The organism is Amycolatopsis plumensis, assembly GCF_042652605.1.
In the GTDB taxonomy this organism is placed as follows: domain Bacteria; phylum Actinomycetota; class Actinomycetes; order Mycobacteriales; family Pseudonocardiaceae; genus Amycolatopsis; species Amycolatopsis plumensis.
Genome location: NZ_JBHSJY010000001.1, coordinates 3,366,873 through 3,385,435 on the forward strand (window position 1 = coordinate 3,366,873; position 18,563 = coordinate 3,385,435).

Genomic DNA, 18,563 nt, shown 5'->3' on the forward strand with positions numbered 1-18,563 from the left:
ATTGTCCTATTTGGGCAGAATACCAAGATTTGGGCGCTTTTGGCCGAGCTGGTTACTGTGCGGTGAATACCCCGCTTGGACTATTCCTTTTTGGACCGTCATCGGCAAGGGTGATCTTGGGTTCGTCGGGGGCCCGGCTGTGTGCTGGTGCTCTTTGGCGAGGGGGATCTCGTGAGTTCTTTTGGTGCGCGTTCGCGCGCTCTTTTGGTCTGTGTAGCGGTTGCTGCCGGGACTGTCACGACGTACGCGACAGCCCATGCGGCCACCCCCGCCGTCCCGGACGCGGCTCCGGACGAGGTCACCGCCGCTGCCTATGCGCGGCAGGGGAACAAGCCGGTCGAGGTGACGTCGGAGACCACCGAAACGTCGCTGACCACGGCCAATCCGGATGGCTCGTGGACGATGACGCAGTACGTCCACCCGGTGCGGGTCAAGCAGGCCGGCACGTGGACGCCGATCGACACCACGCTGGTGCGGCGGGATGACGGCACCGTGGGGCCGAAGGCCATCACCATCGACGTCAAGCTCAACCCCGGCGGCGCCGGGTCCGCGGCGAAACCCATCGTGCAAGCCGGGCAGGATAACAAAGAAGTCGGCCTGAAATGGTCGAACGATCTGCCGGTGCCGACGCTCGATGGCGACACCGCCACTTACCCGGAAGTGCTTCCCGGCGTCGACCTGACCGTGAAAGCAGTTCCTCAAGGCTTCACGGAAAACCTGGTCATCAAGACGCCGGAAGCGGCGAAGAACCCCAAGCTGCGGGAGATCCCGTTCGGTCTCCACACGCGCAACACCACAGTCAGCGTTGCGGATGGGGAGGGCCGGGGCACTCCCGCGCAGGCCGCCCCGACCGATGGGCTCGAGGTCAAGGACGCGGCCGGGCAGGTCATGTTCTCCGGGGACGCCTCGCGGATGTGGGACTCCTCCGGTGACGGCTCGGCCGCCGAGCGGGAGCTCGGCGAGGGCGGCGGCCGGCGCGAAGCCGTGATGGACGTCGCTCTGACCAGCGACAAGGTGACCATCACCCCGGACCAGGCGTTCCTGAACGACCCGGCCACCCGATACCCGGTCCTGCTCGATCCGGACAGCTGGTGCGACTCGTGCGGGATCCAGGCGCACGTGGTGGTCCAGTCCGGGTTCCGGGACGCGCACAACTGGAACGCCACGGGCGGAGACCTGTCGAACCTGAAGGCCGGCTACGAAAACTTCGACTCCGCCGGGACGTCGCGGTCCTACATCCAGATGAACTCCGCGCGGCTGGGTGGCACGGTGGTGCACAGCGCGACGCTGAACACCACGATCCAGCACAGCGCCAAATGCAGTGACACGGCGAAGCCGACCGGGTTGTGGTTGTCGAACGCCGCCTCGCCCGACACGACGTGGGCTGCGCAGCCGGGCTGGGGTTACCAGGTGTCGACGATGAACGTCGCGAACTGCAACGACACGCCGGGCGTGGCGGGCCAGTTCAACGCCACCCGGGCAGCGCAGGACGCGGCGGCGAACCGGTGGCAGAGCACGTGGTTCGTGCTCGCGGCCGCCAACGAGGGTGACGGGGTGTTCGCGTGGCGGCGGTTCGACCTGAACCCCTACTTCGCGGTGAACTTCGACTCCTACCCGAACCCGCCGGCGAGCCTGTCGATGCAGAACGGGACGCTGCCCTGCACGTCGGGGGCGAACCGGCCGTGGGTCTACACGAAGACGCCGCAGATCGCGGGCCGGCTGTCCGATCCGGACGGTGGCACCGTCTACGGCAAGTTCGCCCTCGCCTACGGCGCGCTCGGCCACAACGTCTACATCCACGAGAACGCCGCGAACCTCGTCCCGGTGGGCACGGCGGGCCCGAACCAGCAGGCGACCGCGCAGCTGGCCGCGGTCCCCTCGGGGTGGATCAACGAAGACGGCATCTACAACTGGTCGATGCAGGCCTACGAAGGCGAGTTGTGGTCGAACTGGGTCGGCAACTGCGAGTTCGTCGTGGACACCAAGGTCCCGGCGCCACCGGTGCTGGCGATGGCGTCCTCGACCGACCCGAAGGTCCAGGGTGACGCGGTGGAGTTCGACGTGTGGACCGGCATGGCCACCGACAACTTCTACGACATCGACCACTTCATCTACACCACCGACGGTTCCGAGCCTCAGACCCAGGGCTCGCCGACCGCGCCGGCCACCCAGGGGGTCGACGGCAGCGGGAAGATGGTTGCCACGACGGCGATCAAGGTGGTGGCGGCCAACGGCAACCAGAACCTGATCAAGGTCAAGTCGGTGAACAAGGCCGGCATGCCCAGCCCGAACGCCACCTGCGTGGTGCTCGCCGAATCCAACCCGGCGCTGGACGGCCCGTCCTGCTCCTACCACGTCCAGCCGCTCACCCCGGGCAAGAACCTGGTCGCCGCCTGGGGCGCCGACGAACCGTCCGGCACGACTCTGGTCGACGCCGCTTCGTCGACGCCGGGCAACGCGACCCTGCCCACGCACCCGGCCACCACGTCCGGCGGTGTCACCCGAGGTGCGGGCTACAACCACGGCACCAGCTGGACCCATCCCGACACGGGCGGCTACAGCGAAGACGTCAAGGGCGCGATCAGCCTCGACGGCACCACCGGCTACGCCCAGAGCGCCGATCGGGTGCTCGACCCGTCGAAGTCGTTCACGGTGGCGGCCTGGGCGAAGCTCACCGACGCGACGCATTCGCAGACCGTCCTCGCCCAGGACGGGACCCAGGTGATGGCGATCGCGCTGCAGTACAACAAGGAAAACAACGCCTGGGCGATGCGCGTCTCGACCGGCGATTCGGCCGCGCCTGGGTCGGTCTGGGCCTTCTCAGGCGCCCCACCCCAGATCGGGGTGTGGACGCACGTGGCGGGGACGTACGACGCGTCGACCCACGTCGCGACGCTCTATGTCGACGGCGCGAAACAGAGCACGGTGATCGCCCAGCCCTGGGCCGCTACCGGACCGGCCGTGCTGGGCGCGGCGAAGTGGGCCGGGGCCCGCACGGACTTCTTCCACGGGTCGCTCGACGACCTGCAGGTGTGGCAGCGGGCCCTGTCCGGGCCGGAGGTCCACGACCTGGCCGGGGTGGCCGTCCCCCTCGCGAACTACGCACTGGCCGAGGGGTGCGGGCCGGAGCTGATCTCCGCGACCTCGCGCGTCCCGTCGCTGCAAGCGAGCTGGGCGCTCGGGCAGACCAGCGGGAACACCGCCACCGACAGCACCGGTTACGGCAACACCATCACCCTCACCGGCGGTTACGGCTGGGTACCGGGCCACGGCGGCGGCGGGCTGCAGCTCGACGGCGCCACCGGCTACGGCACCACTCCCGGCCCGGTGGTGAACACCGCGGAGTCGTTCACCGTGTCGGCGTGGGTCAACCCCACTGACCTCAACGCCGGGTACACCGTCCTGTCCCAGGCCGGCAGCGCAAGCGCGAACTTCGTCCTGCGCTACGACAAAGCCGCGAACCGCTGGGCCTTCGGGATGTCCCCGTCCGATACCGCGACCACGGCGATGACCTGGGCGACCGGTACGTCCGTTCCCCAGGTGGGGACCTGGACCCTGCTCACGGCGACCTTCGACAAGACCACGTCACGCCTGCGGCTGGCGGTGAACGGAAAACGCGAAGCCGACGCGTCGGTGGCCGGGGCGTGGACGGCGAACGGGCCGCTGCTCCTCGGCGCCGAGCCCGGGGCGAAGAACCTGTTCGAGGGCGTGCTCGACCAGGGGCGGATCTGGGCGCACGCGCTCACCGACGACCAGATCGCCGCGCTGAACAGCCTGCGGTACGTCGACACGGTCACCCAAAGCGCGGGCACGCCGTCGGGCGGGGTGTCCCTCGGCACGGAAACCGACGCCGCCGGGAACCCGGCCGGGTGTGCGGCGCAATTCACCGTCAGCGGCGGCGAAGTCGCGACCACCAAGCCCGCGAACCTGCGGTCCGACAAGTCCTTCACGGTCGAAGCGTGGGTCAAGCACACCTGGACCGCGGCGGACGCCTCCGTGAACGGTCCGCTCGACCCCTCTCCCCGTGCCGTCGTCGGCACGATCGACACTCAGTACTCGCCACTGCTGCTCGGCTATCGGCCGTGGGCCGACGCCTCGGGCGCCCAGCACGGCAAGTGGAGCTTCCTGATTTCCCCGTCCGCGACCGGCAACGACAGCCGGATCGTGTTGAGCGACGCCGACGCGGCCGACAACACGTGGACGCACCTGGTCGCCACCTACGACGTCGCCACCGGCTACATGGCGCTCTACGTGAACGGGAAGAAGCAGAACTTCTACGTCAACACGCCCGACGGTGGTGGCGTCGTGGCCCGGGATTCCAGCGGTCTCGTCCTCGGCCACGGCGTGTGGACGGGACGGCGCAGCGACACCTGGTACGGCGGCCTGGCCGGCGTGCGGGTCTATGCCGGACTCCGCGGCACCGCCATGAGCTTCGACAAGCGGGCCGACGATCCCGGCGACCTCTTCGGCGTCACCCACTAGCACCGGCTTCGGCGCGTCGAGCGCCCACCACACTTAGGTAGGCAGAGATGACTCACTCGCGTGGCTTTGTGCGCTTCACCAGGAGCAGACGGGCCTTGGCCCTCGGCCTGGCGGTCGTGTTGCTGGGTTCGGCGCAGACCGCGGCGGCGGAAGCGGCGGCCGGTGGCTGGCACGGGCTGGGCTGGGACCTGCCGCCGCTGCAGCAGACCAGCTCGGTCAACGGTGTCGACGGCGGTTTCCGCGCGAAACTCGTGGCTGCGGCCGGTTCGGGCGCTCCGGCGAAGGTCAGCTGGCCGGCGGCGGCCACCGCCGAGGTCGACCTTCCCGCGGCCGCGGCTGCGGCGAAGGTGCCTGCCGGTCAGGCCGTCGCGGTGGCCCGGTCCCGTGCCGGGGCTGCTCATGCCCCGGGCAAGGTGCGGATCAGCACCCTGGACCAGGCCACGACGGCCAAGACCGGGATCACGGGTGTGCTGGTCAAGGTGGAGCCGGTGGCCGGGGACACGAGCGGGCCGGTGAACGTCGACGTCGACTACCGCTCGTTCGGTGACGCCTACGGCGGCGACTTCGGTGGTCGCCTGCACCTGGTGCAGTACCCGGCGTGTCTGCTGACGACGCCGGACAAGCCCGAATGTCACGTCGGTACGCCGCTGGCCTCGGACAACAACACCAAGACCCGGCACGTCTCGGCCGATGCGCAACAGGCGACCAGTTCGATGCTGGTGGCCGCGGAAGCGGCAAATCGCCGCTCAGTTGGGCCTCGACGTGGACCTGTCCATCGTGAAAATCGGCGGCGAGTTCGACAATCCTCCGTTCATCGAGGTTCCGAAGTGATGTCCGAGAAGTCGTATGAGTTCTGCAAGCTCTACGTCCGGGCAGACTCGGTCGATGCTGTCGTCGGCGCTTTGTCGGTTGGCCTGGGTGTCGAATTCGTTGCGAAGATTGCGACGGTGGCAAGGACTCTGATTGAGGTACTGAGAAACGACGACCGCCTTCCGTTGGATCAGTCCGGTGACGACTTCGTGCGATGGCCGGTCTTGGTCGAAGTCGAATCGCCGGACGGAGCCGACCAAGCCGAAGTTGTCGGGTTGACAAGTCGTCTGCTGGAGATCCTATGGGGAACTGAATACGCGGCCGTGGCGTCGTGCGACTTCGAAGACGAGTTGCCATACGACGGAGGGATCAGGCGAATCCGATAGCCTCATCAACAAAATGCCCGCCTCGCAAGCGCGAGGCGGGCATTTCGTTGTGGCGGCAGTCGCCGCCGGAACTCTCAGAGCGCCGACTGGGCGTAGACCTCGCGCGTCAGGTCCGTGATCCGCGTGGCGGAGTCCTGCCAGGACAAGGTGGTCGGCTCCAGCGTCAGCACCACGACGATCTTGCCGTTGCCCGAGCTCACCGTGCCGCTCGTGTGCATGGCGCGGCTGGTCAGGTCGATGCCCTGGACGGCGCCGGTCGTGCCCTCGCCGCTGGACGCGACCGCGGTGGCCGCCCTGACGTCCGGGGAGCTCAGCCTGCGGAGGGCCCTGGCGTCGGTCTCGTGGCACTCCTGGCCGGGGGCCGGCGCGGCCCCGAAGCCGGACCAGCCCTGCTTGACCGCCATCGGCTCAAAGATCGCGCTCGGGAGGCCGAACGACTGGTCGAAACCGTCCGAACCGCACTTGGTCGACTGCGCCAGGTTGCCCATGATGAAGGCGCGGTACCTCGGGTTCGCCTCCTGCTCGATGTACTGGTATGTCCGGACGATGTCCGCGGCGCTGATCGCGGTGTAACCCCACTTGCCGCGGGAGGTGGGCGGCGCGGTGTCGGTGAGACCGAGCTTGACGACCATCCGCTTGACGATCTCGTCCCAGCCGTCGCGCACCCACAGCGTGCTGGCGGCGTCGTCGTTGCTCGACCGCAGCATCGGTTCGAGCAGGGCCAGGTCGTCGGCCGGGATCTGGTAGTCGGGGCCGTGCGATTCGAGGTAGTCGAGGGCGATGAACAGCTTGACGAGTGAGGCCGAGCGGTACTGCTTGTGCTCGTCGGAGCCGAAGGCGGCGCCGGTCTCCTGGTCCACGACGAGGTAGCTGGCGGTCATCCCTTCAGGGAGGTTCACCGAAGACGTCCCCGCCGAAGCCGATCCGGCTGCCAATGCCACCCCCGCCACGACACCGGTCGCTATCGTTGCCAGACGCCGGATTTTCCCCATGTTCGACCACCCCAGATTTCCTAGATCGACTTCGGTCGGGGGCCACCCTATCGGGTCAATCACGCCGACGTCAGCGATCCGAGACGCCCACCTTGGGGCCCTGGAGCGATCCGCTCCAGCGCCCCTTCGCCGTTAGGGTGGCGGGCATGGACGCGACCCGGTGGCTCATCGTTGTCCGGCACGCGAAGTCGGACTGGTCGGAGGGCCTGCCCGACCACGAGCGGCCCCTGGCGCCGCGCGGCCTCCGTGACGCGCCCCGGCTCGGTCGGTGGCTGGCGGCGGAGGGGCACGTGCCCGAGCTGGCCGTCTGCTCCACCGCGCGTCGCACCCGGGAAACGTGGCTGCGCCTGAGCGACGAACTCCCCGTGCCGCCGCCCGTCGAGTACGACGACGAGCTCTACGGCGCCGACGTCCCGGAGTTCCTGAACGCCGCCAGCCGGACGCCGTCCGACGTCGCCGCGCTGGCGCTCGTCGGGCACGAACCCGGGGTCAGCGACCTGACCCTGCACCTGGCCGGGCACGGGGACGAGACCGCGGCGGTCCAGACCAAGTTCCCCACCGGCGCCGCGGCCGTGCTCGCGACCACGGACCCGTGGGACGCCCTCCGGACCGCCCGGCTCGTCGCCTTCTTCCGGCCGCGTGACTTCACCGACTGAGTGGGTGGTCTGAACCGGGCATTGCTCAGAGCATGTTCACATGCGTACCCTCCATTCACTCATAGGTCTGGTGTTCATATTTGTGAATGGAGCGGACATGGTTTTCCGCCACACCGTCGTGGCCGCGCTCGCCGCGCTCGGCCTCGTCGCTTCTTCCGCCGTGCCGGCCGAGGCCGCGCCGCGGCCCACCGGCTGCGCCGTCCCGGTCATCGGGCCGGTGTGCGCACCCGCGACCGTCGTCCTTGACGGCAAACAGCTGCTTCGCACGAAGTTCGCCGCTCTCGTCGGCGAAAATACGTCACGCACCGCGCTGGACAACCTGCTCACCGCGGCGAGAACCGACCTCACGGCGGGGCCGTGGAGCGTCACGTCGAAGAAACAGGTCCCGCCCAGCGGGGACAAGCACGACTACCTCAGCCTGGCGCCCTACTGGTGGCCGACCACGCAGCCGACCGCCGAAAACCCCTGGGGCTGCCCGTTCGTGCAGCGTGACGGCCAGCGCAACCCGATCGTCGACGAGATCACCGACCACGCCTACCGCGGTGAGGCGTTCGCCGCGATCTACCGGCTCGCGCTCGCCTGGTACTACACCGGGGACGCGCGGTACGCCCAGCGCGCGGCGCTCGACCTGCGCACGTGGTTCCTCGACGCGGCCACGAAGATGAACCCGAACATGAACTTCGCCCAGGGCATCCCGTGCAAGGTGGACGGCCGGGGCATCGGCATCATCGAGTTCTCGTACACGTTGAGCCAGGTCGTCGACGCCACCGCGATCCTGGCCACCGGTGCTCCCGGCTGGACGAAGACCGACCAGGCCGGCATGACCGGCTGGTACACGCAGTTCCTGGACTGGCTGCGCACCAGCAAGAACGGGACCGACGAAGCGAAGGCCCAGAACAACCACGGCAGCTTCTACGACATGCTCGTCGCCTCGCTCGCCCTGGGCACGGGGCAGCGAGAGCTGGCCGCGACCATCGCGCGTGACGCCGGTCCTGGCCGCATCGCGGCGCAGATCCAGGCCGGCGGCCTGCAGCCGCAGGAGACGAGCCGGACGCGCAGCTGGCACTACTCGGCGTTCAACCTCGTCGCGTTGACCCGCCTCGCGCAGATCGGCAAGCACGTCGGTGTCGACTTGTGGCACTACACAGCTCCGAGCGGGGCGACGCTGTTCGCCGCCGTCGACTTCCTGATCCCGGGAGCCACGCAGGGGCAGCCGGCGTGGCCGTACCCCGAGCTGGACTTCCGGCCGTACGCGGCGCTGGACGTCCTGCACGCGGCGGCCGACGCGGGCGATCGCGCCGCGCGGACGGCCTTGCCGCGGGTGCCGGTGGAGCCGGGCGGAGACCTCTACCCGGTGCGGCCGGCCGCGGAACAGCTGGACGACATTTCGACGTCCTGACGTTGTCCCGCGGAAAGGGCCCGGCCTTTCGCGGCCGGGCCCTTTCCCGGCGGAAATCAGACGCCCGCCACCTGCGAAATCCAGCTGCGATAACGCGTGATGTTGGTGTAGGCGGTGTTGTTCACCCGGTCGCTGGTCGAGGCGACGCCGACCTGACGGCCGGAGGCGAACATCGGGCCACCGGAGTCGCCGCCGGCGGTGATGCCGTTGACGCGGTTCGCGCAGACGGCGACGCCGCCGTTGTAGTCGCTGCAGCTGATCGAGTTCACCCGCACGGTCGCGACCTTCAGGTACCGCGACTGGCAGTTGATCTCGGAGCCGCACTGGCTGGTCGCGCCCCAGCCGTAGACCGAGACGTTCTGGCCGACCGAGACGTCACCGACGCTGCCGAGCGGCGAGTAGGTGGCGTTCACCGAGGTGGTGAGCCGGACGATCGCCAGGTCGGCGGAGCCGGGGTAGCGCGTGATGGTGGAGCCGGTGGCCATCGTCCCGCCGCTGGACTGGTCCAGGCTGCCGATGCGGAACGTGTAGGTGCCGGAGCTGCTGACGCAGTGCTTGGCGGTCAGGATGTACTGCGGGGCGATGATCGTCGCGGTGCAGTTCTGCTGGCCGTTGACGAACAGCCGGGCGGCCCAGGGGCCGCTGGTGGCGGTGCTGCCGCCGATGATCGACGGCTGGGCCTGTGGGGTGGTGTCGGCGGACGCCGGACCGCCGAGGCCGACGACGGCCAGTGCGGTGCTCGCGGCCAGCAGGACGAACTTGCCGAATTTCACGCTCACTCCTTTTCACGCGGGGGAGAACCGCGTGGGGAAAGCCGGTGGGGACCGAACTCGATGAGTGTCCGAGTTCTAGGCGAATGTCCGGAACCGACGAAAGTCGCCGGTCGAATCCGTATTTATTTCCCGGAGTGGGCTACGTGCAGTTCCCGTACTGTTCCGCGCTCGGGCGCGTCGGGGATCAGGCGGCGATCTTCGCCGGGGCGGTCTTCCGCAGCCAGTACAGGCCGATGACGGGCAGCACCAGCGGGATGAACAGGTAGCCCTCGCCGTAGACGGACCAGACGGTCGGGTGCCGGAAAGCGGCGGCGTCGACCAGGCTCAGCGTGCCAATGGTCAGGACGCCCAGTAGTTCGATCGAGCAGGCGACGAGGGCCACGCGCCACCAGCCGTCGCCGCGGCGGGCCAGCGCGATCGTCGCGACGATGTAGACGACCGCGGCGAACGCCGAGAGCAGGTAGGCGAGCGGGGCTTCGTGGAACTTCGTGCCGATCTGGACGCCGGCCCGCGACGTCGCGGCCAGCGCGAAGATCGCGTACACGGCGACGAGCACCCGCCCGGGGCCACTGGCCGTCCTACGCTGTTGCGCCACTCCACACCTCGTTCAGTCGCAGCACCATCACCGGGATGGCCAGGCAGGCGATGCCGAGCACGGCGGTGCTCGACCGGCTGCGCTCGGCCAGCGCCCAGGCGGCGCCGACGGGCAGTACGACCAGGCTGCCGATCAGGTAGGCCAGGTAGGTCGCCAGGCTCCCGGGCCGGTCCCCGCCGGCGAGCAGCACGATCCCGATCACCAGCTGCACGACCAGCAGCAGTTCGACGATCGCGAGCGCGATCAGGAGCGGGTTGTCCGGAAGCCGGTTCCGAGCCGACTGGACGAAGCTCCAGAGCGCGACGAGCGTGGCAGCCACGGCGACCGTCACGGCGAATCCGAAGATCACCCGTTCCTCCTTCCGGTCCGCCGCGGTCAACTTACTCCGTGGTACCTGCGGGCCCGTGTGCCGAGGTGCCGCGGGCGTGGCGCGGACCACCACGGTGGCTCTGCGGCCGCCGTATCACCGACGCGAACGGCGCCTACCGGGAAAGTTGATCACCGGAAGGTGTTGATGGCATTCGGCCAATTCGGCGGGGTATTCGACGTGATCCACTGGTGGACCTGGGGAAAGGTCTTCGCGTTACACCACTATGGTGTGGTGGTCGGACTGGACAAAATTACCCTGGGTTCGGATACCGGTCGGTAGGCGCCCTTTTTGCCTACCTCGGATAGCCCAGTTGAACCGCCGGGTTGGCGGATTGGCCCAGAGCTGTTCGGCATGGGGGAATAATGCTCGTGCCGGGGGCTGTGACGTCGATGCCCGGGCGCTCGCACGGAGGGGTATCACGGATGGACCTGCGCCACGAAGCGTTTTGCTTCGCCGACCGGTTGTTCTACGACGAACAGCAGGAAAACGGTGCGCCGGTCGAAGATTTCACCGCGTCGCTGTCGGCGCCGGACACCGGTTGGGTGACCACCGATCGCGGCGGGTGGCGCGTGGTGCAGCCTCGGGGGCTCGTGCTTCCCGCGCAGGGCTGGCAGATCCGGGTCTCGGCCGGTCTGGACAACGCGAGCCGGGTGCTGGCGCAGGTGTACGAGTCCTGTGCCCAGCACATGGTCACCTATCGGCATCTGCGCTCGCTGCTGACCCTGCTCGCGCGGAATTCGAAATACGCTTCCGCGGAGAGCGCCGCCGAGCTGGCGACCATTTACCCGGTCGACCACCACGAACTCGAGCTCGTACTCGCCGACCTGTCAACGCGGCTGGAGGGTGAGCACGGCCCGGACATTCCGAACGCCTTGCGGTACGGCGACGGCCCCCTCTACGTGCGTTACGGAGGATTCGTCGAACAGTGGGTCGAGCACAACGGCAATCGTGTTCCAGCGGTCCGCAAGCCAGACGGCCGGCTCGTACCCGAGAAGCGTGAACCGGCGTTCTCCGTGCCCGACTGGGTCAAGCTCCCGGCCTGTTTGCGCAGCAGCATCGCCGCGCGCAATGCCGGTGCCCGGGCCCAGTTCCCTTACCGGATGACGAGGCCACTGCACGTTTCGACCGGCGGCGGCAGCTACCTCGCCCACCCCAGGCTCGCCGACGTCAAGGCGGGTGGCGACCAGGTCGTCGTCAAGGAGGCTCGCCCGCACGCGGGCCTCGACGAGTCGCGGATCGACGCCGTCGAACGGCTGCACCGCGAGCACGAAGTACTCAGCCGGCTCGCCGGTATCCCGGGCGTTCCTCGGGTCGTCGAGCGGTTCACCGTCGCGGAGCGCGACTACCTGGTCACGGAGTGCCTGCCGGGCACTTCGCTGACCGGTTGGCTGAGCCGCAACTATCCCCTGACCAGCAGCAATACGACGACCGCCGACCTCGTCGCCTACGTCCGGCGAGCCCTGGAGATCGTCGCGGGCGTGGAGAAGACGATCGCGGAGATCCACGCCCACGGTCTCGTCCTGGGTGGCCTGCACCCCCAGAACATCCTGATCGACGAGGACCACCACGACCGCACCTCCCTGACCGGCTTCGGCACGGCGTTCGACGCCGAGTCCGCCGACCGCCCGGCCATGGGCACGCCCGGCTTCCGCACCCCGGCCGACCGCAGCGGCTTCGCGATCGACGAGCACGCGCTCGCCGCGTTGCGGCTGTGGCTGTTCCTGCCGCTGTGGCCCCTGGCCGAGCTCGCGCCGGACAAGCTCCGTCGCATCGCCGACTTCGTCGACCGCCGGTTCCCCCTGCCCGAGGGGTACGCCGACGCCGCAGTCGCGGTGCTGGCCCCGCGTGAAGGTCCCGCGGAGCCGGCACCGGTCCACACCGAGCTCGACCACGACAAACCGGACTGGCCGCTGGTCCGCAAGCAGATCGCCGAGGCGATCCTGGCCAGCGCCACTCCCGCACGACAAGACCGGCTGTTTCCCGGCGACATCGAACAGTTCCGCGTCGGCGGTGCGTGTTTCGGCGTCGGCGCCGCCGGCGTGCTGCACGCGCTCGACGTCGCCGGTGCCGGCCGCTTCCCCGAGCACGAACACTGGCTGATCGAAGCGGTCCGCCGTGAGCCGCCGACCCGCCCCGGCTTCTACGACGGCAGCTCCGGCATCGCCTACGTGCTGGAGAACTTCGGCCACCACGACGAGGCCGGCAAACTGCTGGCGTCGTCCGCGCGGCTCGTCGAGCAGACGACCGACCACTCCCTGGAGAGCGGCCTGGCCGGCATCGGGCTGACCTTGCTGCACTTCGCGACGGTCCGCCAGGACAACGAGTTCGGCCGCCAGGCGCTGACCACGGCCGTCCGGCTGGCCGAGGCGCTGGAGACCGCGGCACCGCCCGGGACCTCGGCCCGCGCCGGCCTGCTGTCCGGCTGGGCCGGGCCGGCGCTGCTGTTCCTCCGGCTCTTCGAACGCACCGGCGAGCCGGCCTGGTTGTCGTTCGCCGACCAGGCACTGTGCCGTGACCTCGAAGAATGCATCGAGGCCGACGACGGTTCGTTGCAGGTCCGCGACGGCGCAACCCGAACATTGCCCTACGCCGGATTCGGCAGTGCCGGAATCCTCCTGGTCGCCGAGCAGCTGGCCCGGCACCGCCCGGACGCGGAGGCAGGCGACAGCCTCCCCGCCTTGCGCGACGCCTGCCTCGCGGAGTTCGTCGCCGAGCCGGGCCTGCTCAACGGCCGGTGCGGGCTGACGGTGGCGCTGGCCGCGAGCCCGGACGCACACCACCCGAGCCGCGTGGCGGCGATCGACCGCCACCTGGAGTGGCTGGCCTGGTACGCGGTGCCGTACAAGGGCGGTCTCGCCTTCCCGGGCAACCGGTTGCTGCGCCTCTCGATGGACGTCAAGACGGGTGGCGCGGGGATCCTCCTTTCTCTCGCTTCACTCTTCGACGGCAAAGAGGTATTGCCTTTCTTGGGTGGCAAGCCCTCTTCTCCGACTACCGGTCATTGAGGCTGGCCGGTGCGGGCAGCCGCGGGAGGCTGTAGCAGGCCGGTGATGTAGTCGGCCTTCTGTCCTGTAGACCGCACAGGAGCTCGCAGCCTCGCTTCAAGCCTCGACGAGACCCGGTCGGCTCGCCGCCCACTGCCGTGAGGGGCTTCGGACGGCTGCCGGTGGTGGCGCGGACCCCTGGGTGGAGCTCCTGCTGACTGCCTCGGTAGTGGTGCGGGCCCATCGGCGGGGCGCCTTCCGGCGACGGGCCCGCGACCACTAGGAGGCCTTCTGCGGTGGGTTGCGGTCGTCGGCGGGGCGCCTTCCGGCGACGACCGCAATCCCACGCTGGCCACCTGGGCGGTGGCGCGTCCGCTCCCGGGGCGCCCCGAGAGCGGACGCGCGACCACCATCTTGCTTTTGGTCCACTTCTGTGCCGGGTGCCGCGCCCGTCGCAGGGACGCCTTCCGGCGACGGGTTTGGGACCACTCTCGAGCCGTCGGCTCACCACTCTGCCGCCGCAACCGGAATGACTCCTAGGTCGCCATCCGTGTTACTAGCCGATCCGGTGAGGAAACAGCTCGTCCACTGTGGACCGATCTCATGCGCTTTCCAGCTTATCGCGGTCGGGGGGGTGCGGAACCCCTCGATGCGAATCTGTGGACAACTCGCCGGGTTCGGGTTGGTTGTGGACAACTCCGGCCGATCGGCCGGAGTTGTCGGTGCCGTCATGCATCATCGGAAGCGTGGGAACAACACAGCCCGGAATCGGGGCCGCCAGAAAGGGAGGTGATACGGCGGCGGTGCACGTCATCCGGGTTGCAGTGCTTCCAATGCCTCGCGCAGCTTGCCGACGAGCGGTGTCGGCCGGCGGGACTCGCGGTCCACGAAGACGTGCACGAAGTGCCCTTCCGCGACCAACGACTCGTCGGCCGCGTACATCCCGATCTCGTAGCGGACGCTCGACTTCCCGAGGTGCGCCACCCGCAACCCGACCCGCAGCGAACCAGGAAAGGACACCGATGAGTGATACCCGCAGTGCGACTCGACGCACAGCCCGATCACCGCCCCGGCTTCGATGTCGAGGCCGCCCTGCTCGATGAGCCACGTGTTGATCACGGTGTCCATCAGCGAGTAGTGGACGACGTTGTTGACGTGCCCGTAGACGTCGTTGTCCTTCCAGCGCAACGGGACCGTCTGCCAGTGCGGGTAGGCGCTCACCACAGCGACACCGACTCGCGCAGGATGTCCGACAGGTCGTCCGCGGAGGCCTCGCGGGGCGCGGTGGCCAGCAAACGCTGCTGCTTGAGCGTTCCCTCGACGAGGGAGTCCACATCGGACTCCGTGTAGCCGACGGCACCGATGCCGTCCGGGATGCCGATCTGGCGCATCAGGTCGATCAGCACCGCGGGCAGGTGGTCGGCGAAGTCGCCGGGCCACTCGAAGTCGGGTGCCAGCAGGCGCGCGACGCGCAGGTGGCGGTCCGGGGCCGCGTCGAAGGTGAAGCGGAACGCGGCGGGCGCGGTCAGCGAGACGGCCATGCCGTGCGGGACCATGGGCTCTTCGCCCGGGTAGCCGTCCGGGTGGAAATCCCGGACCTGGCCGGCGATCGGGTAGGCGTTCGCGTGCGGGATGTGCACGCCGGCGTTGCCGAAGCCGAGCCCGGCGAACGTCGCGGCCAGGGCCATCGCCTCGCGGGCCTTGAGGTCGGAACCGTCGCGCACCGCAGCCGGGAGGGCCCACGACAGCAGCCGCAGCGACTGCTCGGCGAACATGTCGGCCAGCGGGTTCGAGCCGCAGTACGGCACGCGCTGCTCCGGGCGCTTGCGCTCGAACTCGGTGTACGGCTTGGCCGTGTAGCTCTCCGCGGCGTGACACAGGATGTCCATGCCGCTGGCGGCCGTCACGCCGGGTGGCTGGCTGACGGTGAGCCGCGGGTCGACGACGGCCAGGGTCGGGCGCAGCCGCAGGTGGCTGATCCCGCTCTTGACGCGCAGCGACAACACGTCCAGGACGCAGACCGTGGTGCTCTCGGAGCCCGTGCCGGTGGTGGTGGGCACCGCGACCAGCGGCTTCAGCGGCCGGGCCGGTGCGCGGCCGCCGCCGACGGGGGCGTTTACGTAGTCCATCAAGTCGCCGTCGTTGCTCGTCAGGAGGTTCGCCGCCTTAGCGGTGTCGATGGCGGAGCCGCCGCCGACGGCGACGAAGGCGTCGTACGGACCCGTCCCGCGCGCGAAGTCAACCGCCTTCTGCATGCTGACATCGGTGGGCTCGACGTGTACACCGTCGAAGATCTCGGTCTCGATGCCGTAGCCGGCGATGCCGTCGGCGATGCGGCGGGGCCAGCCGGTCGCGGCCACCTGCGGATCCGTCACGACGAGCACGCGGCGCGCGCCGTACTGGGTCAGGTCGTAGCCGATCTCGTCGCTGGCTCCGGTGCCGTACTTCAACGCCGGGGCACCATAAGTAAAAACAGTTTCATGTTCGGTCGCGGCCAAGTCTGCGGTCCTCGCTCCCCTGATCGGCTACCAGTCGGTCAAAGCGGACATTCGGCCTATCCTTGTCCGGATTCGGTGAAGATCACTTGACTGCACTGAACGGTGCCCGCCTAAGCTCTCCTCATTAGATACCAACTGGGAGCGACCGTCGCCCAGACGGCCGTGCGGATCCTGACCGAGGCGCGTGTCCGCCGCGTGTACGCGGTGGTCGGTGAGTCCTTCCTGGAACTGCTCGACGCCCTGCAACGCGAGCGGGAGATCACGCTGGTCTCGGCGCGGCACGACGCGGGTGCGGCGTTCATGGCGGAGGCCGAGGGGAAGCTCACCGAACGGCCCGCCGTGCTGCTCGCCAGCCGGGGACCGAGTGCGGCGAGCCTGGCCATCGGCGTCCAAACGGCGTACCAGGACGAGACGCCGATGGTTGTCCTGCTCGAGACGCCGGCGATCGAGCCGGTGCCGTCGTCGTCGGGGGAGCTGCCGACGTCGGACCTCACCGCCATGTTCGAGTCGATCGCCAAGTCGACCGTGCGGGTGACCGACCCGGACGGGCTGCCGGGGCTGCTCGCGCACGCGCTGACGACGTCGCAGGAAGGGCGCCCGGGACCGGTCGTGCTCGGCGTGCCCTGCGACATCTGGGGGATGCCCTACGACGCGGCGAAGCCGATGGCGCGGGTGCGGCCGCCGGCGTCCGGGACGCTGGGCCGTTCGGCTGACGCCGTGGCGCAACTGGTCGACGAGGCGAAATACCCCGTGGTCATCGTCGGCGGGCGGGCGCGGTCGGCGCGGGACGAGCTGATCGCGGTCGCCGATGAGCTCGCGCTGCCCGTCTACAACGCCTTCCGGCGGCAGGACGCCTTCCCGGAGAACCACGCCCGCTACGCCGGTCACCTGGGGCTCGGCATCCCGGCCCGGCAGCTGGACGCGCTCGAGCGCGCGGACCTGGTGCTCGCGCTCGGCACCCAGCTCGACGAAGTCACGACCCAGGCCTACCGCTATCCGACCCCCCAGCAGACGCTGGTCATGGTCGGCACCGGCATCGATGTCAGCCCGAAGCGGCGGGGGCTCACCTTCCGCGTCGACTCCGAGGTTGAGCCGTTCCTGCGAGAGCTGCGGGAGGTGGCGTCGCCGCGTACGCGGCGGGCTTCGGCGGCGAACGCGGCCGTGCACACCTTCATGACCCCGCCCGACACCAGCGGGAACACCCGGGTGCATCCGGTCGACGTCGTCCGCGCGCTGCGGAAGCTCGCGCCCGAGGACACCATCGTGACCAGCGACGCGGGCAACTTCGCGCAGTTCATGCACCGCTACTGGTGCTTCACGGCGCCGCGCAGCCAGCTCGGCCCGAGCAACGCCGCCATGGGCTACGCCGTGCCGGCCGCCGTGGCGGCGAAGCTGGCCGAGCCGCGGCGGACCGTCGTGGCCATGGTCGGGGACGCCGGCACCCTCATGACCGGTCAGGAGATCGAAACGGCCGTCCGGTACCGGGCGCCGGTGATGGTCGTCGTCTTCCAGAACGGCGTGCACGGTGCACTCGCGATGCACCAGGCCCGCACCTACGGCCGGCTCACCGGGGTGTCCATCCCGCTGACCGACTTCGCCTCGTGGGCGCGTGGGCTCGGCGCGGCCGGGTACACCGTGGACGATCGGGAAGAGCTCGAGCCCATCATCGCCAGCGCGCTCGTGCGGCAGCGGCCGTGCGTCATCGACGTGCGCACCGACCCCGACGTCGTGACCCCGGACGTGCGGATTTCGGCCCTGCTCGGGCAAGCCCGCCCGCAACCTCCCGCCCAGTAACGGTTTTGCTCGGTTTCGTTCCGGAAAAGCTGGGAATGTCGTGTGGTAGCAGGGCCTTGGCTCGGGTAGCCTGACGGTGTTCCGGTGGTGGTTCGCCGCTGAACCTTCCCGGCCGGGTCCCGGCGGGAGACAACCGGTTTCTGTCGGTGCCGCGTGGCACCATCACGGTCATGACCCGCGCCGAAGCGGGCAGGGAACGAGGGGAGTTTCGACGTGACCGATCACCAGCACGCATCCGAAGCAGCGCGGAAGTCCTCCGGCGTCGTCCCGGTGCTGTTCAGCGCCAGTGCCGAGGCCCACGACGACGCCGTCATCGCCGGCGAGCACGACACCGCGTGGCGTTCGCCGTTCGCCACCGAGGGGCTGCGTCCGGCGAGTGGCGAATAGCTCACCTCGCCCGGGTGAAGACAGCTTGTCCGCCCTCGTCGAGGTGTGCTTTACTGCTTAAGGTCTCGATTTTTGTGTTCGTGATGAGTCACGCTCGCAGAACTCAGCGGGCGTAGTGTCTCCTCGCCGAGGAAGCAAACCGTCCGGGTGCTGACCCGGGTCGCCGAAGTGGCTTCCTGTTTTGGTGTTACACATGGAGATTTTTGATGACTCAGGGCACTGTGAAGTGGTTCAACTCCGAGAAGGGGTTCGGCTTCATCACCCCCGACAACGGTGGCGGCGACGTCTTCGTTCACTACAGCGAGATCCAGGGTAACGGCTTCCGCACCCTCGAGGAGAACGCTCGCGTCGAGTTCGAGATCGGCCAGGGCCAGAAGGGCCCGCAGGCCACGTCGGTCACCGTGATCTGACTTTGATCTTGGGAAAGGGCCGTCACC

The 18,563-nt window shown here is 69.1% G+C and carries 14 protein-coding genes; 8 read left to right on the top strand and 6 right to left on the bottom strand.

Features of this window, described 5'->3' with window-relative positions; all coding sequences use genetic code 11:
• Positions 1 to 171 precede the first annotated feature (171 nt).
• Positions 172 to 4,482 (top strand): LamG domain-containing protein, encoded by a 4,311-nt coding sequence (locus ACFPLC_RS16130; RefSeq protein ID WP_378235842.1) that lies wholly within the window; start codon positions 172 to 174, stop codon positions 4,480 to 4,482.
• A gap of 95 nt (positions 4,483 to 4,577) precedes the next feature.
• Complete coding sequence (locus ACFPLC_RS16135) at positions 4,578 to 5,678, top strand: hypothetical protein (protein WP_378197788.1); 1,101 nt, start codon at positions 4,578 to 4,580, stop codon at positions 5,676 to 5,678.
• A gap of 74 nt (positions 5,679 to 5,752) precedes the next feature.
• On the opposite strand, the gene ACFPLC_RS16140 is transcribed toward ACFPLC_RS16135, so the two are convergent.
• On the bottom strand, positions 5,753 to 6,559 hold the full coding sequence (locus ACFPLC_RS16140; protein ID WP_378197786.1) for a hypothetical protein: 807 nt from the start codon (positions 6,557 to 6,559) through the stop codon (positions 5,753 to 5,755).
• A gap of 257 nt (positions 6,560 to 6,816) precedes the next feature.
• Between ACFPLC_RS16140 and ACFPLC_RS16145 the strand changes: the two genes are divergently transcribed.
• Both ACFPLC_RS16145 and ACFPLC_RS16150 read left to right on the top strand, forming a co-directional pair.
• Positions 6,817 to 7,326: a SixA phosphatase family protein gene (locus ACFPLC_RS16145; protein WP_378197784.1), complete on the top strand. Its 510-nt coding sequence runs from the start codon at positions 6,817 to 6,819 to the stop codon at positions 7,324 to 7,326.
• A 97-nt stretch (positions 7,327 to 7,423) separates the two neighbouring features.
• Positions 7,424 to 8,725, top strand: coding sequence for an alginate lyase family protein (locus ACFPLC_RS16150; RefSeq protein WP_378197782.1), 1,302 nt, complete (start codon positions 7,424 to 7,426; stop codon positions 8,723 to 8,725).
• A 56-nt stretch (positions 8,726 to 8,781) separates the two neighbouring features.
• On the opposite strand, the gene ACFPLC_RS16155 is transcribed toward ACFPLC_RS16150, so the two are convergent.
• The 3 genes from ACFPLC_RS16155 to ACFPLC_RS16165 form a co-directional block, all read right to left on the bottom strand.
• Complete coding sequence (locus tag ACFPLC_RS16155) at positions 8,782 to 9,456, bottom strand: S1 family peptidase (RefSeq protein ID WP_378197832.1); 675 nt, start codon at positions 9,454 to 9,456, stop codon at positions 8,782 to 8,784.
• 226 nt (positions 9,457 to 9,682) lie between these two features.
• Entirely contained in the window at positions 9,683 to 10,054 is a 372-nt protein-coding gene (locus ACFPLC_RS16160) for a hypothetical protein (protein ID WP_378197831.1), read from the bottom strand.
• 22 nt (positions 10,055 to 10,076) lie between these two features.
• Complete coding sequence (locus ACFPLC_RS16165; protein WP_378197780.1) at positions 10,077 to 10,442, bottom strand: hypothetical protein; 366 nt, start codon at positions 10,440 to 10,442, stop codon at positions 10,077 to 10,079.
• A gap of 443 nt (positions 10,443 to 10,885) precedes the next feature.
• Here ACFPLC_RS16165 and lanKC point away from each other — a divergent pair, with 443 nt between their 5' ends.
• Positions 10,886 to 13,468: a class III lanthionine synthetase LanKC gene (lanKC, locus tag ACFPLC_RS16170; protein WP_378197778.1), complete on the top strand. Its 2,583-nt coding sequence runs from the start codon at positions 10,886 to 10,888 to the stop codon at positions 13,466 to 13,468.
• Between the two features lie 789 nt (positions 13,469 to 14,257).
• On the opposite strand, the gene ACFPLC_RS16175 is transcribed toward lanKC, so the two are convergent.
• On the bottom strand, positions 14,258 to 14,671 hold the full coding sequence (locus tag ACFPLC_RS16175; protein WP_378197776.1) for an acyl-CoA thioesterase: 414 nt from the start codon (positions 14,669 to 14,671) through the stop codon (positions 14,258 to 14,260).
• Positions 14,665 to 15,897 (bottom strand): hydroxyacid-oxoacid transhydrogenase, encoded by a 1,233-nt coding sequence (locus ACFPLC_RS16180; RefSeq protein ID WP_446681642.1) that lies wholly within the window; start codon positions 15,895 to 15,897, stop codon positions 14,665 to 14,667. Before ACFPLC_RS16180 ends, ACFPLC_RS16175 begins: the two co-directional genes overlap by 7 nt.
• Positions 15,898 to 16,080: 183 nt before the next feature.
• Here ACFPLC_RS16180 and ACFPLC_RS16185 point away from each other — a divergent pair, with 183 nt between their 5' ends.
• The 3 genes from ACFPLC_RS16185 to ACFPLC_RS16195 all read left to right on the top strand — a co-directional run bounded on the left by ACFPLC_RS16185 (position 16,081) and on the right by ACFPLC_RS16195 (position 18,536).
• Entirely contained in the window at positions 16,081 to 17,739 is a 1,659-nt protein-coding gene (locus tag ACFPLC_RS16185; protein ID WP_378197829.1) for a thiamine pyrophosphate-binding protein, read from the top strand.
• A 213-nt stretch (positions 17,740 to 17,952) separates the two neighbouring features.
• The gene (locus ACFPLC_RS16190; protein ID WP_364245344.1) at positions 17,953 to 18,126 is read left to right on the top strand and encodes a hypothetical protein; all 174 of its coding nucleotides are present in this window, start codon (positions 17,953 to 17,955) and stop codon (positions 18,124 to 18,126) included.
• Between the two features lie 206 nt (positions 18,127 to 18,332).
• The gene (locus tag ACFPLC_RS16195) at positions 18,333 to 18,536 is read left to right on the top strand and encodes a cold-shock protein (protein WP_004563013.1); all 204 of its coding nucleotides are present in this window, start codon (positions 18,333 to 18,335) and stop codon (positions 18,534 to 18,536) included.
• Positions 18,537 to 18,563: the final 27 nt, after the last annotated feature.